Here is an 18,604-nt window from a genome sequence, read left to right as displayed (position 1 = left end):
TTTGATCGCGCTTTGATAGTAAGGAATTAAGTATGGCAACGTTACAATGTCGCGTCGTAAGTGCTCGTGAAGAGTTGTATTCAGGCGAAATTAGCATGTTAATAGCGACGGGTACCGAAGGCGAGATTGGTGTATTGCCAGGTCACACACCGCTTATTACTTTGTTAAAACCGGGTGCGATGCGAGTGCAAACGCCAGACGGTGAAGAAGAAGTTATTTATGTCTCAGGTGGCGTGCTAGAAGTACAGCCTAAGATGGTTACCGTATTGGCTGATACAGCAATGCGTGCACATAACCTTGACGAAAGTAAAATCGTTGAAGCACGTAAGAAAGCGGAGCAAATGCTGGTCAATCAGTCTGATACCGTACAAACTAATGCTGCCTTGGCGTCATTGGCGGAATCTGTTGCTCAGCTACAGACCATCCGTAAGTACAAAAACCGTGCTTAATATTTTTTGCTTATAAGGGTAAATATTTATTCTTGTAAGCAATAATAAAAAAACAGTCCTTTATGGGCTGTTTTTTTATGGCTATTGGTTTTATTGGATAGTGATGGTTTTTAGCTTTTAGCCAAAAAGCTACTAGCAACAACGGCAATATATGGTTATATTAAGGGTTGGAAAATAGTTTGCTAACTTATAGAGTTGAGCTGTTTTATGCGCTTTACTTAGTGATCAGGCTTACGATTGAAAGCTTTAGACATAGCGAAACGGTTATCAGCAAATAAAGTTATTTGACGCTTTTTGAATATGATAAACGGTATGATTTTTGCACGTAAAATAAAGTTTTAATGGTCGTAGTTTATAGGTTTTGTTAACGACTATAAGCTATAGTATAAGAAGCTGCAGGATTAATAGTATACTGTGCTGCCAAGTTTGTAACAGCTATATAAACAGCAGTTGCACTATTTTGTAGTGCTATTCATTTTACTGCTCTTATTTTGACTACTTTTAAATGAGATGTATTAGAGGATATAACAATGACAACGAATGATGATGACAACACCCCCCGAATTTTGATTGTTGAGGACGATGAGCGTCTGGCCATGTTGACCCAAGATTATTTGGTCAAAAACGGTCTAGAAGTGGCGATTGAAACGGATGGTAATCGCGCCATTCGTCGTATTGTCAGTGAGCAGCCAGATTTGGTTGTACTTGATGTCATGCTTCCAGGTAGCGATGGCTTGACAGTCTGTCGTGAAGTACGTCCACATTACCAAAACCCTATCTTAATGCTGACGGCTCGTACTGAAGATATGGATCAAGTATTGGGTCTTGAGATGGGCGCCGACGATTATGTTGCTAAGCCTGCTCAGCCACGTGTTTTATTAGCGCGTATTCGTGCGTTATTGCGCCGTTCAGAAAACGCCCCGTCAGAAGATGTGCCACAGCGTCTAGAGTTTGGTGAATTGGTTATCGATAATGGTGGTCGTTCAGTGAATCTAGGTGATGAGTTAGTAGATTTCACCAGTGCAGAATATGATCTACTATGGTTGCTTGCTTCTAATGCTGGTCGTATTCTATCTCGCGAAGATATCTTTGAGCGTCTACGTGGTATTGAGTACGATGGTCAAGATCGCTCTATTGACGTCCGTATCTCACGCATTCGTCCAAAAATCGGTGATGATCCAGAAAACCCAAAACGTATCAAAACCGTACGTAGTAAAGGCTATCTGTTCGTAAAAGAAGGCAACTAATCGCCGACTTTTGCTATAAGTCTTGATTGTTCCTCGTTATGCAATAAGAAACCAGCGTAAAGCTGGTTTTTTAGGGTTTAAATATTAAGTTTTTAACCTTAATTGCTGCGTTATGTGGTTTAATTAAGCGATAATTTTATGTACCAGTTTAATTATCATATAAATATATATCACAGCAAATATTATCCTATAATAGGTATTATATCTATTGATAACGCTTATTCATCAGGTTGGTCACGGCACGTATGTCATTAGTCTCTTCTCTTAAACACAGTATTTTTGTTCGTATTTATGCAGGGCTATTGATAGTCTGCTTGTGTGTGGCACTATTTGCCCAGCTATTGATGGATACCATCAATAAAGAGCGTGTCCAATCTTATCGTGAAAATATGGCGACAGGGGCGTTTCATATCGTGAGTGAGGGTTTGGCTCACCAAGAAAACGAGGCGCAACGTGATTATTGGTTGTCTGATGCCAGTAGTTTGTTTGGCTCAGAATTTAAGATCGTGTCTATCGATGAAGTTGATTTTAATGCCAGCGAGCTGCGCCGTTTTGAGAAAGAAAACACGGTCGTACGCTATATCAGTCAACTGACCACTGCTGATGTCTATTATCGCCTACCAGACAATCAAGGTGTTTTGACTGCGCGTATCTCACAAGTGACTGAACAGCAAGTCAGAGCTATCGCCGTATTTTTGCTAGATGATTTGTCCTATTATATTACTTTGTCTGATAAACGTGCACGTTTGGCACAGTTAGAAGAAAAGTTTTCATTTCCTTTAGCATTTAAAGCAGTAGCGGCGCTCAATTTGGATCCTGATCAGATGGCGCGCTTGCGCCGTGATGAGGTGGTTATCTTATTGCAAGATACCAATACCAGTAAAAGTAACTCATCTATCAAAGTCATTGTGCCGTCTGAAATTAGTGATATGGCAATTTTGATCGGTCCAGTACCTTTATTTAATTGGTTCCCACTAAACTTGATCGTCAGTATGATTTTGATCAGTATGTTTTTAATTAGTTTGGGTGTGTATGCACTGATTTTCCCGCTTGAGCGCAAGTTACAACTGATACAGGTCGGGGTGAATGAGGTCAGTAAAGGTAATCTTGAAAGTCAAGTACAGGTGATTGGTCAAGATGAAATCGCCCGTTTAGCTGCAACCTTTAATGCCATGACTTCTCATATTAAGCGTTTGATTGAGTCGCAGCGAGAGCTAACGCGAGCGGTGTCACATGAGCTACGTACGCCCGTTGCACGTATTCGCTTTGCTGTTGATATGCTGGCAGATACTGATGATGAAGATTCGCGTTTTATGCAGCGTGACTTTATTGATGAAGATATCGAAGCGCTTAATGGCTTGATTGATGAAATTCTCACCTATGCGAAACTTGAAGAAGGCTCGCCCAAACTAGATTTGGAACCAGTCAATCTTCGAGAGCTGCTTGAGCAGATTGAGCGTGAAACCAATGCCTTGGGTAAACCGATTAAAATTGTCACCAAACTGCCAAATGCTAAAGTAGAGGCGATAGCAGATAGACGCTACTTACATCGAGTGATTCAAAATTTGGCTGGTAATGCTCTGCGTTATGCGGAGACTACGATTATCATTAGTGCTGGGGTCAAAAAGGGCAATGCCTTTGTCAGCGTTGAAGATGATGGTCACGGTATTCCAGAAGCAGATCGCGAAAAGGTCTTTATTCCATTCTCCCGCTTAGACGATAGTCGGACCCGTGCCTCAGGTGGCTACGGTCTGGGCTTGTCTATCGTATCACGCATTGCTTTTTGGTTTAATGGTGGTATGAAGGTTGATGAGAGCCGAGATCTTGGTGGCGCGCGGTTTGTGATGACATGGCCTATCAAGCCACTGACACAAATTCTAGCAGCCGATGAATTAACCCAAGATAAGAGTGAGCGTGAGTTTGATGCATAAGCATCGTTAATATACTTTTGAAATAAAACAGTGCTGTTAAGATGACTTTTATAAAGGTATCAAAATGTCTATCGAAATACTATTTCACTTGTAGCTATGTTATTTCTAACTGATCATAAATGACGCTAACAAGTTATTTATTGCTGTTATTTAGTCTTTAATGGAGGAGGGCAACGGATGCCGTATTTATTTGGGGGTTTGGTGGTATTAAATGCTGTCACACTAGGATATTATTTATTCTTACAGCAGCCAAGTACTACTCAGACGCTAAAGGTAGCGCAGGATGAGATTACCCAGCCTTTAGCGTTTACTAACAGTGCTGAGTATATTCCACCAGTTATTGGCAACAAGTAATAAGTTTTATAACCGTTGAAGTTTTTATATCTAAAGAAAAATAACAAAAAAAGCAACGATAGCCAGTCGTTGCTTTTTTAGTATGATTGATTGGCACTATTATGATCAGTTCAATATAAAAGTGATTAAGCGAGAAAAATTCGTCCCAGTCTCGCCCCATAAAATAAGGTATCTATTTTATTTAGTATCAACTGTCTCAATAAATGGCTTTGTAGCGGGATTGATATCCAAAGGCTGCTCTCCGGCAACTTCTGAAATGAGAGGGATGCGAATACAGACTTGTAGACCACCATCTGGATGATTAATAGCCTCAACTGTTCCATGATGCAAGCGCGCGATACGGTCAACAATCGCCAAGCCGAGTCCACTACCCTGAGTGGTACGCGCTGATTCGCCACGCTCAAACGGCTGCATGACACGCTCGAGTTGGTCTTCTGCCACCCCATCGCCGCAGTCTCGCACACATATAATCAACTGCTCTTTTGCTTCTTTATTGACTGTATTTTCGGTCACGACATCGCTGTATTCTATCACCTCTTTTTCTACAAAGGTTGGCATGACAACAGCAGACAGATAAATAGGCGGTTCACCATAACGCTTGGCATTATTCACCAGATTGATAATCAGGCGCTTAATCGACATAGGACGTACGGGCACAAGCTTGCTGCATTCTGACTGATAAATAAACTCTAGTGGCGCAAATTGCACCATAATCTCATTAAATATGGTATCTAAATTGGTAAGGCGTACAGGCTCATCGGAGCCATCTTTCATAAACGAGATAAATTGCTCTAAAATAGCATCCATATCTTCGATATCGTAAATCAACCCTTCACGAAAAAAATCATCGGGCAGCATTTCAGCAGTTAAGCGCATACGAGTCAGCGGGGTACGCAAATCGTGTGAGATGCCAGCTAACATAATCGTACGCTCTTTTTGCGCCTGGTTAAGAGTAGTAAACAGACGGTTAAAAGCCATATTTACTTGGCGAATCTCGGTAGGACCATGACGGGTCGGTAGCGTTGTTGCATGACCCAACTGAATATAGTTGGTAGCAGCACGTTGAAGATAACGTAGAGGACGGTTTAATTGACGGGCTAATAAAATAATCGTCAACAGTGTCAAAATGGGTAGCCCAAACAAAAACAAGATCAATAAAGTAGGGCTGTACTGCGAATAATAGACCACAGGTTCGCGTATCCAAAAACTGCTATCACGACTGTCTTGTACCCAAAGCTGAGGGGTTGGTTTAAATTTAAAATATACTTCAACTGGTCGGCCCAATTGTGCGCTGATTTCTCGCTGCAACACATCCGTAAAAACACTGACAAAAGCTTTGTCCGCAACCTCTGGAAAGTCACTTGGGTTATCCACCACTACTACATGTGAGTGCTGATAAATCCACTGACGAACTTCAGGATTGTCCCGCCAGTCTCGATTGGCGCTGTTCATCAGCCGAAGCTCGCTGGTCAAATAGCGCGCATGGCTTTTGAGCTCTGGTAAATATAGACTGCGCCAAAAAAACAAAATTGATACCCCGACGCTAATGAGAACAATAAAAGCCACCATTAGAGTGGTTAGCAGACTATTAGAGTAAGAGCGGGGTAACCAGCTTTTATGAGGCAATGGTGGGTTTGGCGTGGTCATAGGAATCCAAATTATAATGAGGCAGTGACAGATGCTATTGCTAGGATAGCATAACCCATTAATAACGCTGCCAGCTTTCATCGACAACGCTGGCAATATCATCCGCTTAAGATAAAGGCATATGATAGAGGAGTATCCATCATATTAGCAGCGTGAATGATGAATCTTATTTACAGTCATAACGATTTAAGCTATTGTTAATAAATAATTAAATAAGCACAGTTTATGTTTTCAATAAAATAAGACTGTGGTATAATTATGCCCTTTTTGGTATACCTGCGAAAGAGAGAATTCACATGGTTGTTATTCGTTTAGCACGGGGCGGTGCCAAGAAACGCCCATTTTATCAAGTAGTTGTTGCTGATCAACGCCGCGCGCGTGACGGTCGCTATATTGAAAACATTGGCTTTTTTAACCCACTCGCTAAAGATTCTGAAGAAGCAGTGCGCTTGAACATGGAAGCGTATAATGCGTGGGTCGCAAAAGGTGCACAACCTTCTGATCGCGTTGCTTCATTAGCAAAAGCTTATAATAAGTCTGCTGCTCAAACTGAAGCTACTGCTTAAGTTTTGGCTGCAATAGACTGATAGTGCATTTATGCATCCATCAGTTGGCTTAAGAATACCTAGCGTAACTGGTCTAACCAGGGTACGCCATTAACTGTTTATCGCTTTTGACGACGTTTATCGTTTTTAATAGCTTTTTATTTATCATCGCTGTTTTTATCATTGTTAGGTTAGCCGTTATGTCGTCTGCTCCAAACGCTAGTGCCCTTATGAAAATTGGTCAGCTCAAAAAGCCTTATGGCATCAAAGGTTGGCTTTGGGTATTTAGTGAAACAGACGATCGTACGGCGATATTTGACATCAAGCCTTGGTGGATGAAAACCGCTACCGGTATGAAACCTTTGACAGTAAAGGCTTGGCGTGAGCAAGGCACAGGAATTGTGGCTCAGTTTGAGCAGATTCCTGATCGCAATGTTGCTGAGACCATGAATGGGGTAACTCTTTGGGTCGAGCAAGACATCTTGCCAGAACCTGCTGAGGATGAATACTATTGGTCGGATTTGGTCAGCCTGCGCGTGATGAACGAGCAGGATGAATATCTAGGCGATATTACTGAGATGTTTGAAACTGGCGCCCACGCTATTATGCGGGTTGCGGCAACGACAGACAGCTTGGATAAAGAAGAGCGCCTAATTCCATGGCACAAGCAAACTGTAGTGAAAGTCGATCTGACTGAAAAGACAGTGCTAGTGGCATGGCCAAGTGACTATTAATAAGCCATTATTAATCAGTAAGGGTTAATAAGAAATTATTAAAACAAGCTTTAGTGGTATAAGCTTTAACTTTATCGCTTAAGATTGTTAATAGTAGTACCGATTTATTTAGCCAATATTAGCCACTGCGCAAGTAGACATCTGATGTATTTTGCCGTTATTAGTATTTTTCCTGAAATGTTTGCCACGATTCGTGAGTTTGGAATCACAGGTCGGGCAGTCACTCAGAAGCAAGTAACGATTGAATGCATCAACCCGCGTGATTTTACCAGTGATAATTATCGCCGTATTGATGAACGTCCGTATGGTGGCGGTCCTGGCATGGTGATGATGGCTGAGCCATTATCCCAAGCGATTGAGGATGCGCGCCTACGAGCAAGTCAGCATGGCTGCCGTGTCGACAAAGCGCATTGTCCGGTGATTTATATGTCGCCACAAGGGCAGACGCTGAGTGAGAGTAGTGTGGTCGATATGACTGAGTATGATGGCATGATTATATTATGCGGTCGTTACGAGGGCATTGATGAGCGCTTACTGTCGCAGTATGTCGATATGGAAATATCACTTGGTGATTACGTGCTTACCGGTGGTGAGCTACCAGCAATGGTGCTAATGGATAGTGTGATACGTCGTCTGCCTGATATTATGGGTGATGATAAGTCAGCTGAGCAAGACTCGTTCGTCGATGGCTTGCTTGATTGTCCACATTATACTAAGCCGCATGAGTTTGCGGGTATGGCAGTGCCTGAAGTGTTACTTTCAGGTCACCATGCCAATATCGCGAAGTGGCGCTTTAGTCAGCAAGTCGAACGTACGCAAGCGCGTCGTCCAGACTTATGGCAAGCGTTTACGCCAACGGTAGAGCAAGCAAAGTGGCTAAAGGCATTAGCAAAAGCTGATAAAAAATAGCGGTTAAAAAGATAAACAGTTAAGTAATAAAATTTTGAGCAATAACAAAACGAGTCATAGCATAATGGCCGTTTGTCATAACCTACTTACGTTGTGTCTTATTAAAAAGAGATATAATTAATTATTACAAACAGGTGATATGCGTCAAGCCTCTATTATCTAATGTGAGGAGATAACTCTCATGAGCAACAAGCATCCATTGGTTCAGGTCATCGAAAATGCTCAATTGATTGAGCGCCCAAGCTTTGCACCCGGCGATACCGTTGTGGTTCAAGTAAAAGTACGTGAAGGTGAGCGTGAGCGTTTACAGGCTTTTGAAGGCGTTGTAATTGCTAAGCGTAACCGCGGTTTAAACTCAGCGTTTACCGTACGTAAAATCTCAAGTGGCGTTGGTGTTGAGCGTGCATTCCAATTGCATTCACCAATTATCGATAGCATCGAAGTGAAACGCCGTGGCGCTGTTCGCCGTGCGAAACTATACTACTTACGTGAGCGCTCTGGTAAATCAGCACGTATCCGCGAGAAGCTTGCTCCGCGTGCGCCTAAAGTTGTTAAGGCAAAAACTGATGCTCGCGTTCCTGATGCAGTTGAAACTGCACCTGGTATTTAAGCAAAAGTTTGCCATCTTTAGTGAGCTGTATGGTATACAGTTGACTAGAGTAAGGCGACAGTAGATACAAACCCTTATTCATAGGTTTATCATATAAATAAGCGGGTCATACCAAAAAAGACAAAACCCCAATCTGTGCGAATGCCAGATTGGGGTTTTTGTTTCTGTCGCTTTAAATCACAGACTTAAATTAAAGCTTTAAACGTTGCCTTTAATCATCGAGATTTTCAATACGGCTGTTTTGGTCTTTAGATTTGCTGTACTTACGCAAGCGTATGTATAGCGTCTTGGTGACGATAGCGATGATCTTTTGCTGATCGTCCACGATATCTACTTGGTATTCACGAAAGACGGGTTCACCCTCTTTTGCCAGCTCTTGAATGGCTTTAATCTCACTGCTAGGGATTTTCATGCGAGCAGTAACTTTGCTATTGCCCGGCGCGATAAATTCAATATGTGAGCTTTTATCCCAAACGACGTAACTGCTACCCAGTTGATGCATGAGCATGAGCATATAAAATGGATCAACCATTGAATATAAGCTGCCGCCAAACTGTGTCCCTACAATGTTCTTATTTAGACTATTTAGTCCCATATTGACCACACATAAACCTTGGTCAAGGTTTATATGCTCAATCTTGATGCCGGCACCGATATAAGGTGCATAAGTGTTGATACGTAGCTTGAGCAGATAAGGCGTGAGCAATGGCATAATATTTTTTTTAGCGTTACGTTTTAGCGTCTCAAGATTTTTGGGTAGTAAACTCATAAACTTATCCTAGGGAACTTCTTGATTTTTAGACTGCTATTATTCAATCGTTATGGGTAAAAAGGTATTTATCATAGTGAAAAACTTATAAAGGCGCTAGAGCTAAAGCGTAACTTCATTCAAATCTTAGCGCCTTGTTTTTGTCTATGCGTGATTGTCGATGTTTTATGTACCATAACGCATTATTAATTATAGGAACCATCATCATAATGACTACAATCTACTATTTTATTAGTCACTAAGTAGTTAATAAGTTTGTATTTATTTTAAAATGAAACTTTATGTTATTAATGGCTGCTATATTTATAGTATATTCGAATCGTTATACATTCGCGTTCTAAAGTCTCATGACATACAATGACTGCATTTTTTCTTCAGTGGCTTAACACTTATCGTAAGAGTAGTAAGTGGATAACCAGTCACTAAAACGTCGGTCGACACAAGGAAATGTGATGAGTAACACGCAGCTTCCCCCTTTAGATGCCAATCCGCAGCAGCCAACCCCTTCTGATAATGATGTTCAAAGTAGTTATGTAGAATTACATAAGCCCTATTCAAGTTTTAAAAATCGTGATGCCTACCTCAATCATGAACTGCAAATCATGCAGCCGAAACGCTGGCGGCCTAATTTGCCGTTCCGTGATTATCGTTTTGAGTACGAAGATACCATTCCAGCGATGGCTGCGACCATTGGTAAAGTCGTGATGGTGGGTGCTATTGCGGCGACCTTTGCAGGACCACTCGGTTTGGGTGATGCTTTTATCTTAGAAAACGTCCGTTATGAGTTATTGATTGTTTCGTTTTTTGTCATTTTATTCTCAGGTTTTCTACTACCGACCGCCAACCTTGCGGGTACCCATGGGCCTTTAATTCCGCTTATTCCTATTGTTGTCGCAGCTGGTGGTCACCCGATGGCCTTTGGGCTGCTCATCGGTGCCTTTGGATTATTATTGGCAATCAGTAAAGGGGGCAGTTTACTAGCAAATTTGACCAGTAAAGGCGTGTGCGGTGGTTTGCTGCTCTACTTGGGCTTTATTGGTACGATATCACAAGTTAAAAACTTGTTTGCATGGGCAGAGGGCATTGGCATGGCGCATATTGCTTTTGTAGTGATTTTGCTGACGATTATCTTGTATGCTGTGTTAGAAAATTTTCAAAAGCGCTGGCTGGCTGTGCCGTTGAGCTGTTTGTTAGGCGGTGGCGTGGCATTTGCTATGGGTGCACCTTTTGCCTTTAAAACCGCACCCGGTCTACCGCATATGAGCCCTATGTATTGGTGGGGCGAAAATACCGGTTGGATGTTAGGATTACCGACGGTTGAGAGCTTTATCGTGGTATTACCTTTTGCGGTGTTAGCAGTGGCGATGTGGTCGCCAGATTTTTTAGGTCATCAGGTCTTTCAGAAAATCAGCTATCCCAAACGTACTGAACGTGTACTGATGGATATTGATGATACGATGACCAGTGCATCGTTTCGTCAGGTCGTAGGTTCTGTGCTCGGTGGGGCGAACTTTGCGTCGTCATGGGGTACGTATATCGTACCTGCAGCAATTGCCAAGCGTCCGATTCCAGCTGGTGCGATTTTGACAGGACTATTCTGCCTTATCGCAGGTGTTTGGGGTTATCCTATGGACTTGGCAATCTGGGAGCCAGTGATGTGTGTGGCACTCATCGTTGGCGTCTTTATACCGCTACTTGAAGCTGGGATGGAGATGACGCGTGAGGGTAAAACTACTCAGTCTGCCGCCATTGTCGTCTTTGCATCTGCGTTGGTGAATCCTGCCTTCGGTTGGTCTATTACTTTGGTGCTTGATAATTTAGGATTAATTGGCTCTAAAGAGCGTAGTGCCAGTCTAACCAAAATGAGCCGCTGGATTATTCCTGTGATCACCTTTGTGATACTGACCGGGGTTATGGCTATCGTCGGTATGTTGCCAGGTATCCCAGCACTATTACCAAATTTCCGTCACTAGTCGCACTGTAGGGTTGTTTTTCTGCAAAAAGTCAGCCTTGGTGCTGGCTTTTTTTATGGTTATTGATAAGCTAATAAGGGTTCTTGTAAAACCCATACCATCGCCCCATAAACATCTGTATATCAGTATCTTGAGAGCAATAAATTCTATGGTCAATGTCTCAGAATCGAGTCCCATCGATGACAAGAAAGCCCGTCTTAAACATTTAATCCAGCGCCTGCCAAACTTGCCGGGAGTGTATAAAATGCTGGGTAAAAATGGTGATATTTTATATGTCGGCAAAGCTAAATCACTCAAGAGCCGTGTGAACAGCTACTTTGCGAAAACCATTGATCATCCTAAGACACGAGCACTGGTGGCACGGATACATAATATTGAAACCATCATTACCCGCAGTGAAACCGAAGCGCTGTTACTTGAGCAAAATCTGATTAAAGAATATCGTCCGCCTTATAACGTACTGTTGCGCGATGATAAATCCTATCTCTATGTGTTTATTTCAGCAGATAAGCCTTATCCAAGATTGGCTTATGGTCGTGGTAAAGGCAATCACCAAAAGGGTCGCTTTTTCGGTCCTTTTCCTTCTGCGCATGCGGCAAAAGAAACACTGGTGCTCATGCAAAAAATGTTTCAAATGCGCCAATGCACCAATACCTTTTTTAAGCAACGTAAGCGTCCTTGTCTTGAATACCAAATTAAGCGTTGCCGTGCGCCATGTGTGGGCTTAGTATCGCCAGAAGAATATAGCGAGGACGTCAATAATACTATTCGTTTCTTAAAAGGTGACTCTAGCGATATCCATACTGCTTTGATTGAAAAAATGGAAGCTTCTGCTGAAGAGCTAGACTTTGAAAAGGCAGTTTTTTATCGCGATCAGCTTTCTATGCTGCGTGAAGTACAAGCCAAGCAAGCCGTTTATACAGTGCAGGGTGAGGCAGATGTGATTGCTATTGCCAGTCAAGGAGGCATGACCTGTGTCAACGTATTGACGGTACGTGGTGGGCGCGTGCTTGGCGGTAAGAACTACTTCCCTGATGTCGATAGCAGTGAGCCTCTTGCAGACAATTTATCAGCGTTTATCACCTCATTTTATTTTCAGGTGACGGATGATTTGCCAGCAGAGATTATATTGAGCGATGAATTACCAGATCAGCTAGCAGTGAGTGAGGCGTTGGCAACACACTTTGGTAGTAAGGTCGTTATCAAAACCAGCGTACGTGAGCACCGTGCTGAATGGTTAGACTTAGCAAAACTTAATACTAATAATGCACTAAAAACCAAACTTGGCGATTATTTAGAGTTACATGCACGCTTTGGGGCGTTAAAAGATGTTTTGACTGAAGTCACGGATCGTACCATTGACCGTATCGAGTGTTTTGATATCTCGCATACGATGGGCGAGGCGACGATTGGTAGCTGTGTGGTCTTTGATCAAGGTGGCTCGCGTCGTCGTGATTATCGTCAGTATGCTATCCATGACATTGTCGGCGGTGATGACTATGCAGCGATGAAGCAGGTTTTGACACGGCGTTATAAGAAGCAGCCATTGCCGGATTTATTGCTTATCGATGGTGGTAAAGGGCAGCTCGGTATAGCCAAAGAAGTGCTGACTGAGTTGGGTATCCTTGGTGATACTTTGCTTATCAGTGTGGCAAAAGGTGAAGGACGTAAGGCTGGACTTGAAGTTCTGCACTTTATTGACCATGAGCCACTTGACTTGCCTATGGATAGCAAGGCGCTGCATTTATTAATGCATATCCGCGATGAGGCGCATCGTTTTGCGATTACAGCGCACCGTAAAAAGCGTGATAAGCGTCGTTCATCATCAGTGCTAGAAGTAATACCAGGACTGGGCGAAAAGCGCCGTCGTGATTTGCTCAATCACTTTGGCGGCATGCAGCAATTGCTTGGTGCCTCGCAGCAAGAATTGGCAGGCGTACAAGGTATTGGACCAGTACTCGCAAAAACCGTTTATAAAGTGCTGCATGAGTAGTCTAGGTAATGTTCGTCAAATTTAGGTTTATGTTCATAAAGTTTGAACATGAAAAAAGAGGCTGTCCTAGAGTTATTTAGGATAGCCTCTTTTTACGTTTTGTTTAAAATTTTACTATTATTCAGCGTTTTTTCTTTTATAAGTCACAAATCTAAAATCTAACGCGCTTTTTTCATCATGCATTTGCTCAGATTCTTGCGCAACTTCAAACTCACTTGGCAGCTCAGGATAAAAGGCATCGCCATCAACGATTTCAGTATCGACGTGAGTGAGTTCGATACGGTCGGTGTACAGCAATGCATCGCTAAACACGCGCTCGCCACCAATTACCCAAATCGTATCAAGATGCGCACCATGCGCTAGGCTTGCTGCTTGGGTTAAGGCATCGTCTAAATTATGCATTACATAAGCTTTTTCACTACCTACCAAGCCTTTTTGCTCAGCATAATCTATCTGGCTACTGATAATAAAGCTCACACGTTTAGGTAACGGCTTGCTGCCCATTGACTCAAAGGTCTTGCGACCCATAATCACGATACCCTGTATCGCACCGTCATTTGGTTTGGTTGTCATACTTTTAAAATGCTGCAAATCGGCTGAGATATGCCACGGTAGCTCATTGTCTTTACCAATACAGCGATTGCTACTGATAGCCGCGATTTGGGCAACTTCGGTGTTGGCATAACTCATAAATTATCCTTTGCTAATGTTTAAATATATTTAAATACAATTGAATAAACAGGCGCTATACCGCAACTTGTGCCTTAATCGCTGGATGAGACTCATAGCCATCAACGCTGATATCCTCATAATTAAAAGCAAAAATATCTTTTACATTAGGGTTAAGTGCTAATGTCGGCAGCGTATAAAGCGAGCGGGTCAGCTGCAGCTCCACTTGCTCACGGTGGTTTTGATAAATATGGCAATCGCCACCGGTCCAAATAAATTCACCAACTTCTAGATTACAAACTTGTGCCACCATATGGGTAAGCATGGCATAGCTTGCGATATTAAAAGGTACGCCCAAAAATAAATCCGCTGAGCGCTGATAGAGTTGGCAGGAGAGTTTATTATCCGCAACAAAAAACTGGAATAACGTATGACAAGGTGGCAGCGCAACTTGATCTGCTTCACCCGGATTCCAGCCAGAGACAATCAAGCGCCGCGAGTTAGGATTGGTTTTTATTTGTTCAACCACTTGTGCGATTTGATCGACACCGTCAGAGTTATACTGCCCATCTGCAGTTGTGGTCGCGCCATAATTACGCCATTGGTGACCATAAATAGGACCTAAGTCACCTGCAGGACGATTAAAGCGCGCCGTTTGCTCGCTCGTTGCCCATTCATTCCAGATGCGTACGCCGTTTTGTTGTAAATAATCGACGTGGGTACTACCATTTAAAAACCATAGGAGCTCATAGGTGATGGACTTTAAGTGAACTTTTTTGGTGGTTAATAGTGGAAAACCATCGGCTAAATTAAAACGTAGCTGCGCGCCAAAATGGCTAAGCGTACCCGTTCCAGTACGGTCACCTTTTTCAGTGCCTTCATTAAGGACAAGGCGTAGCAGGTCTAAATAGGCTTGCTCGTTTTTAATGATAGAGCTGTTCATGGTCATAAAATTACTCTTCTGCGCTATTAAAACGCATCTTTAATATAGTTCTTAACGTGGTGCATGAAGAAGATAAAGCTTAATAAGCGGCTTGCTTACCCCAATCATAAATACCACGCTTATAAGCATAAATTAGCATAATCAAACCAGCGATAATCATCGGTGCGCTCAATAGCTGTCCTTTAGTCATCCAACCTAATAAAATAAATCCTTGGTCAACATCAGGCTGGCGGAAGAATTCGATGATAAATCGGCTGATACCATAACCTAGTAAGAATACAGCAGAGGCAGCCATACGTGGACGCGGCTTTGATGAATACCACCATAAGAAAATAAATAGCAGCAGACCTTCGGCAAAGGCTTCATATAGCTGCGATGGGTGACGCGGCAGCACATACTGACCATTAACCTCAATCATTAGCTCTTGCAATTGTGGATTACTCTGTAATTGCTCCATATCAAAGGCAGCGGCTTGCGGAAAATAAGTCAGCCAGTTATAGCCACCGTCTGAGACGCGTCCCCATAACTCGCCATTGATATAGTTGCCAATGCGACCGAATAATAAACCGGTTGGTACACAAGGCACGATAAAATCGAATACTTGGAAGGCTGTTTTTTTATATTTACGAGCAAAGAACCACATGCCTACCATGACACCAATAAAACCGCCGTGGAAAGACATACCGCCTTCCCAGACTTTTAATAAATAGGCAGGGTTTTGTAATAGCTCGCCAAATTGATAAAACAGCACATAGCCGATACGACCGCCCAAAATGACACCAAGTGCACCATAAAAGACCAAATCGGACACCATATCGGTGGTCCAATTGTCACGTTTGCTGCTGCGATACCAAGCCAGACCAAAAGCGGCAGCAAATGCGAGCAAATACATCAAGCCATACCAGTGTACTTCTACTGGACCCAAGGACAGCGCTACAGGATTATACTGAGGATGAATTATCATAAGGGCATCATCATTATTGGTAATTAAATGCTGTCTATAATAGCAAAATTCATCCCTTGCGAACACTATGATAAATGTATGGTTTATTGAATGAATAGCAAAGCGCTAAAAAAACCGATAAGATGAAAAAAAGCGCATCAATTTCTAAGGAATTATCATGTCTGCTACCTTATCATCACGATCATTTTTGCACGATAAACGGTTAACTACCGCAGTTGATGTGCAATCGCCAAACCTTAAGCGAACCAGATTATCTTTATTGTGTATAGTCGCATCAGGCTTCAGTTTTTTTGTGCCAGTGACGGCGCAAGCAGCAACCAGTAGTATCGAACAAATTACCATTTATCAAGGCTTAGCCAGTGTCACGCGTGTACTGCCCATCAGTGGCACAGGTGAGCAGACGCTGGTTTTTTCCTGTCTTTCGCCTGCGATTGAACCCGACAGTATTAGTGTGCAAGCACTGGGCAATGTCAATATCGGTGAAGTCAGTATTCAAACTTTGAGTGGCGAGCAAGCAGCGCAGTGCCAGTATCAAGGGGCAGCTAATGTACAGACTCAGCAGAATAATCTAGCGGATATCAGTGCCGAATTGGAAGCCGCACGCCTGACCAAAGCCTATTTGCAAAACCTAACCAAAGTCACGCAAATCACTACTACTGGTACCCTTGCCAATAATGCACGCGACTTAGAAACGCAAGCCGCCAGTATTAACAAAAAAATAGTAGAGCTACAAAAACGAGAAGCTCGTGCTAAAGACAACTTAAATCAGCTGGTCGCTGACAGTACTTCGTCAGTACAAAGTAATGTCACCCAAGTCAGTGTACGTACCGCTAGCCGTTCTGCTAGTAGTGTTAAATTACATTATCAAGTACGCGGTGCCAGCTGGGAGCCGACTTATCAAGCGCGTTTAAATACCGATAATAAACAACTCAACATCACCGCCTCTGCCATCATCGCCCAACAAACAGGCGAGAATTGGAACAACGTGCCCGTTATTTTGAGTACTGTCAATCCCAATCAAACGACGACCAGCCAGCTACCAAGAGTTGAACGTTTGTCATTATATGAAGAAGAGCAAGCTAAGTTGAGCCGTTATGCACAACCAATGATGGAAGCTGCTCCAGTGGTTGTTGTTTCTGTCAGCGACAGTTATGGCGGTGCAGGTGGTATGGCGCCGCTACCGAGTTTTACGGTTAGCAGCCAAAATAAAAACGGTATCACTGAGTATCGCTTGCCGCAGCGCGTGAGTATCCCCAGTGATGGCAGGCGCGTACGCACAGTGATAGATGAACAATCCGGCATCAGTAAGCTGTGGCTACGGAGTACACCAAGCATCGAAGCTGCCGCTTACTGGTATGCGTCTGCGCCGTTTTTGACGCCAGCTTGGGCAGATGGTTCATTGCAACTGTATCGCGACGATAACTATGTTGGTCAGTCGCGCTATGATTATCAGAGTCTAAAAGAGCAGGGGATTGGTTTTGGTGTTGATCCGAGCTTGCTTGTGAAACAGCTGGCTGATGAAGACAAAAAAGGCGATAAAGGCGTATTTAATCGTCAACAAACCAAAACCATCACTCAGGCTTATCAATTTACCAATCAGCACAATCGTAGTATGCGCATGCAAGTGTTAGGCGCAGAACCCTTGAGTAGCGATGACAGCATTAAAGTAACCGCGACGCATACACCAGCGATTAGCAAAAAAAATTGGAATGATAACAAAGGAATGGTAGCGTGGGAGTTCGATTTACCGAGTCAACAATCTCAAGTTGTGCAGTCGATCTATCAAATTAGCTATCCTGCGGATAAAAAATTAAGCACGAATTAATGTTAAATCAGAACCATATAATCGATTCAATTTAAAAAATACAATCCTGATGGGAATGCTGCTGGGATAAATTTTATGAAGCCTCTGGAGTGCGAAGCGCATAGCAAGCGAGGAAAATTTATCCCAGCATAACCCTATTTTGAACGAGCCTATTTTATATTGAAATGACTATATAACAATCATATAAAAGGAATTCTATGTGTATTGTCGCCATTGCTTGGCAGTTATTTGATGAGCTGCCTTTGGTTTTATTGTCCAATCGCGATGAGTTTTTACAGCGCCCCACAGAACCACTACATCAATGGGAAGATAAGCCCATTTTTGCAGGGCGCGATGCGCAAAGTGGCGGTACGTGGTTAGGAATTCATCAAGAGCAGCATGCTGACTTTTATAAGCAAAATGGTCGCTGGGCGGCAGTATTGAACTTTCGCGATGGTGTGCAGGCAAGTAATGATGAGCGCTCACGTGGTGAATTGGTCGCTGATTTTTTGACCAGTTGCTTAAGCCCGATGGAATTTGCACGGAAAATCAGTCTGCAAGAATATGCTGGGTTTAATTTGATTGTCGGCGATAGCAAGCAAGCGGTTGTCGTTAATAACCGTGGTCATGCACCAACACCCTTATATGGAGGCTTGCACGTATTCTCTAATGGTCAGCCAGAAGAGGGTTGGTTTAAGACAGAGCGTTTGCGTGGCAGGTTACGTCAAGAAATATTGCCATTAATTAGCGAAAATAGTGATTTTGAATACTGGCAAGACGCTGCTTTTAAGGTATTGTCCGATAATACTCAAGCACCAGAAGAAGAGTTACCAAATACTGGTATCGATATCAAAATAGAGCAATCGCTGTCTTCGATTTATATTGAAGGCGCCAATCTTACTGGCGTTGCTAGTAAGGAGACTACCAATAATGCCGTGCCAAGCTACGGTACAAGGACACAAAGTATTTTAACGTTACGGCGAAATACTATTAAAGATTCAGGCATTCAAGCTGAAATCGTCAGCCGTGAATGTACTCATTAGCTATTAAGAAAAATCCAGTG

At 42.8% G+C, this 18,604-nt stretch carries 17 protein-coding genes; 12 read left to right on the top strand and 5 right to left on the bottom strand.

The genetic code is table 11. The features are described 5' to 3' along the window. Positions 1-32: 32 nt before the first annotated feature. The 4 genes from PCRYO_RS11895 to PCRYO_RS13210 all read left to right on the top strand — a co-directional run bounded on the left by PCRYO_RS11895 (position 33) and on the right by PCRYO_RS13210 (position 3,981). Positions 33-449, top strand: a complete 417-nt coding sequence (locus PCRYO_RS11895) for a F0F1 ATP synthase subunit epsilon (RefSeq protein WP_011514632.1) — start codon at positions 33-35, stop codon at positions 447-449. Between the two features lie 530 nt (positions 450-979). Further along, positions 980-1,696, top strand: a complete 717-nt coding sequence (locus PCRYO_RS11890; protein ID WP_011514631.1) for a response regulator — start codon at positions 980-982, stop codon at positions 1,694-1,696. 245 nt (positions 1,697-1,941) lie between these two features. After that, positions 1,942-3,627, top strand: a complete 1,686-nt coding sequence (locus PCRYO_RS11885) for an ATP-binding protein (protein WP_011514630.1) — start codon at positions 1,942-1,944, stop codon at positions 3,625-3,627. A gap of 177 nt (positions 3,628-3,804) precedes the next feature. Then, on the top strand, positions 3,805-3,981 hold the full coding sequence (locus PCRYO_RS13210; protein ID WP_156772650.1) for a hypothetical protein: 177 nt from the start codon (positions 3,805-3,807) through the stop codon (positions 3,979-3,981). A 177-nt stretch (positions 3,982-4,158) separates the two neighbouring features. Here PCRYO_RS13210 and PCRYO_RS11880 read toward each other — a convergent pair whose 3' ends face one another. Then, positions 4,159-5,628: an ATP-binding protein gene (locus tag PCRYO_RS11880; RefSeq protein WP_049751817.1), complete on the bottom strand. Its 1,470-nt coding sequence runs from the start codon at positions 5,626-5,628 to the stop codon at positions 4,159-4,161. A gap of 296 nt (positions 5,629-5,924) precedes the next feature. Here PCRYO_RS11880 and rpsP point away from each other — a divergent pair, with 296 nt between their 5' ends. The 4 genes from rpsP to rplS all read left to right on the top strand — a co-directional run bounded on the left by rpsP (position 5,925) and on the right by rplS (position 8,426). After that, positions 5,925-6,194: a 30S ribosomal protein S16 gene (gene rpsP / locus PCRYO_RS11875; RefSeq protein WP_011281274.1), complete on the top strand. Its 270-nt coding sequence runs from the start codon at positions 5,925-5,927 to the stop codon at positions 6,192-6,194. Between the two features lie 179 nt (positions 6,195-6,373). Continuing rightward, positions 6,374-6,907, top strand: coding sequence for a ribosome maturation factor RimM (gene rimM / locus PCRYO_RS11870; protein ID WP_011514628.1), 534 nt, complete (start codon positions 6,374-6,376; stop codon positions 6,905-6,907). Positions 6,908-7,051: 144 nt separating this feature from the next. Then, positions 7,052-7,816 carry a tRNA (guanosine(37)-N1)-methyltransferase TrmD gene (trmD, locus tag PCRYO_RS11865; RefSeq protein WP_011514627.1) on the top strand — a complete coding sequence of 255 codons (765 nt, stop codon included), beginning with the start codon at positions 7,052-7,054 and terminating at the stop codon, positions 7,814-7,816. A 181-nt stretch (positions 7,817-7,997) separates the two neighbouring features. Then, positions 7,998-8,426, top strand: coding sequence for a 50S ribosomal protein L19 (gene rplS / locus PCRYO_RS11860; protein WP_011514626.1), 429 nt, complete (start codon positions 7,998-8,000; stop codon positions 8,424-8,426). 211 nt (positions 8,427-8,637) lie between these two features. Here rplS and PCRYO_RS11855 read toward each other — a convergent pair whose 3' ends face one another. Beyond that, on the bottom strand, positions 8,638-9,195 hold the full coding sequence (locus PCRYO_RS11855) for a DUF4442 domain-containing protein (RefSeq protein ID WP_011514625.1): 558 nt from the start codon (positions 9,193-9,195) through the stop codon (positions 8,638-8,640). A 452-nt stretch (positions 9,196-9,647) separates the two neighbouring features. On the opposite strand from PCRYO_RS11855, the gene PCRYO_RS11850 reads away from it, so the two are divergent. Continuing rightward, positions 9,648-11,168: a DUF3360 family protein gene (locus PCRYO_RS11850; RefSeq protein WP_011514624.1), complete on the top strand. Its 1,521-nt coding sequence runs from the start codon at positions 9,648-9,650 to the stop codon at positions 11,166-11,168. Between the two features lie 148 nt (positions 11,169-11,316). Further along, positions 11,317-13,161: an excinuclease ABC subunit UvrC gene (gene uvrC / locus PCRYO_RS11845; RefSeq protein WP_041753276.1), complete on the top strand. Its 1,845-nt coding sequence runs from the start codon at positions 11,317-11,319 to the stop codon at positions 13,159-13,161. A gap of 117 nt (positions 13,162-13,278) precedes the next feature. On the opposite strand, the gene PCRYO_RS11840 is transcribed toward uvrC, so the two are convergent. The 3 genes from PCRYO_RS11840 to lgt form a co-directional block, all read right to left on the bottom strand. Continuing rightward, a complete protein-coding gene (locus PCRYO_RS11840) occupies positions 13,279-13,851 on the bottom strand; it encodes a dihydrofolate reductase (RefSeq protein ID WP_011514622.1) in 573 nt (190 codons plus the stop codon). Between the two features lie 55 nt (positions 13,852-13,906). Further along, the gene (locus tag PCRYO_RS11835; RefSeq protein WP_011514621.1) at positions 13,907-14,779 is read right to left on the bottom strand and encodes a thymidylate synthase; all 873 of its coding nucleotides are present in this window, start codon (positions 14,777-14,779) and stop codon (positions 13,907-13,909) included. A gap of 73 nt (positions 14,780-14,852) precedes the next feature. Beyond that, on the bottom strand, positions 14,853-15,737 hold the full coding sequence (lgt, locus tag PCRYO_RS11830; protein ID WP_011514620.1) for a prolipoprotein diacylglyceryl transferase: 885 nt from the start codon (positions 15,735-15,737) through the stop codon (positions 14,853-14,855). Between the two features lie 157 nt (positions 15,738-15,894). On the opposite strand from lgt, the gene PCRYO_RS11825 reads away from it, so the two are divergent. Both PCRYO_RS11825 and PCRYO_RS11820 read left to right on the top strand, forming a co-directional pair. Continuing rightward, positions 15,895-17,562 carry a DUF4139 domain-containing protein gene (locus PCRYO_RS11825; RefSeq protein ID WP_011514619.1) on the top strand — a complete coding sequence of 556 codons (1,668 nt, stop codon included), beginning with the start codon at positions 15,895-15,897 and terminating at the stop codon, positions 17,560-17,562. 197 nt (positions 17,563-17,759) lie between these two features. Further along, positions 17,760-18,584 carry an NRDE family protein gene (locus PCRYO_RS11820; RefSeq protein ID WP_011514618.1) on the top strand — a complete coding sequence of 275 codons (825 nt, stop codon included), beginning with the start codon at positions 17,760-17,762 and terminating at the stop codon, positions 18,582-18,584. Positions 18,585-18,604: the final 20 nt, after the last annotated feature.

The sequence above is a fragment of the Psychrobacter cryohalolentis K5 genome (assembly GCF_000013905.1).
Lineage (GTDB): Bacteria > Pseudomonadota > Gammaproteobacteria > Pseudomonadales > Moraxellaceae > Psychrobacter > Psychrobacter cryohalolentis.
This window is presented reverse-complemented; position numbering and strand designations above follow the sequence as displayed.

Coding starts and splice junctions, on each gene's coding strand:
- PCRYO_RS11840 (WP_011514622.1), bottom strand. CDS start 13,851: ATGAGTTATGCCAACACCGAAGTTGCCCAAATCGCGGCTATCAGTAGC.
- uvrC (WP_041753276.1), top strand. CDS start 11,317: ATGGTCAATGTCTCAGAATCGAGTCCCATCGATGACAAGAAAGCCCGT.
- PCRYO_RS11885 (WP_011514630.1), top strand. CDS start 1,942: ATGTCATTAGTCTCTTCTCTTAAACACAGTATTTTTGTTCGTATTTAT.
- rpsP (WP_011281274.1), top strand. CDS start 5,925: ATGGTTGTTATTCGTTTAGCACGGGGCGGTGCCAAGAAACGCCCATTT.
- PCRYO_RS11880 (WP_049751817.1), bottom strand. CDS start 5,628: ATGACCACGCCAAACCCACCATTGCCTCATAAAAGCTGGTTACCCCGC.
- PCRYO_RS11890 (WP_011514631.1), top strand. CDS start 980: ATGACAACGAATGATGATGACAACACCCCCCGAATTTTGATTGTTGAG.
- PCRYO_RS11820 (WP_011514618.1), top strand. CDS start 17,760: ATGTGTATTGTCGCCATTGCTTGGCAGTTATTTGATGAGCTGCCTTTG.
- PCRYO_RS11825 (WP_011514619.1), top strand. CDS start 15,895: ATGTCTGCTACCTTATCATCACGATCATTTTTGCACGATAAACGGTTA.
- lgt (WP_011514620.1), bottom strand. CDS start 15,737: ATGATAATTCATCCTCAGTATAATCCTGTAGCGCTGTCCTTGGGTCCA.
- PCRYO_RS11835 (WP_011514621.1), bottom strand. CDS start 14,779: ATGACCATGAACAGCTCTATCATTAAAAACGAGCAAGCCTATTTAGAC.
- PCRYO_RS11895 (WP_011514632.1), top strand. CDS start 33: ATGGCAACGTTACAATGTCGCGTCGTAAGTGCTCGTGAAGAGTTGTAT.
- trmD (WP_011514627.1), top strand. CDS start 7,052: ATGTATTTTGCCGTTATTAGTATTTTTCCTGAAATGTTTGCCACGATT.
- PCRYO_RS11855 (WP_011514625.1), bottom strand. CDS start 9,195: ATGAGTTTACTACCCAAAAATCTTGAGACGCTAAAACGTAACGCTAAA.
- PCRYO_RS13210 (WP_156772650.1), top strand. CDS start 3,805: ATGCCGTATTTATTTGGGGGTTTGGTGGTATTAAATGCTGTCACACTA.
- rimM (WP_011514628.1), top strand. CDS start 6,374: ATGTCGTCTGCTCCAAACGCTAGTGCCCTTATGAAAATTGGTCAGCTC.
- rplS (WP_011514626.1), top strand. CDS start 7,998: ATGAGCAACAAGCATCCATTGGTTCAGGTCATCGAAAATGCTCAATTG.
- PCRYO_RS11850 (WP_011514624.1), top strand. CDS start 9,648: ATGAGTAACACGCAGCTTCCCCCTTTAGATGCCAATCCGCAGCAGCCA.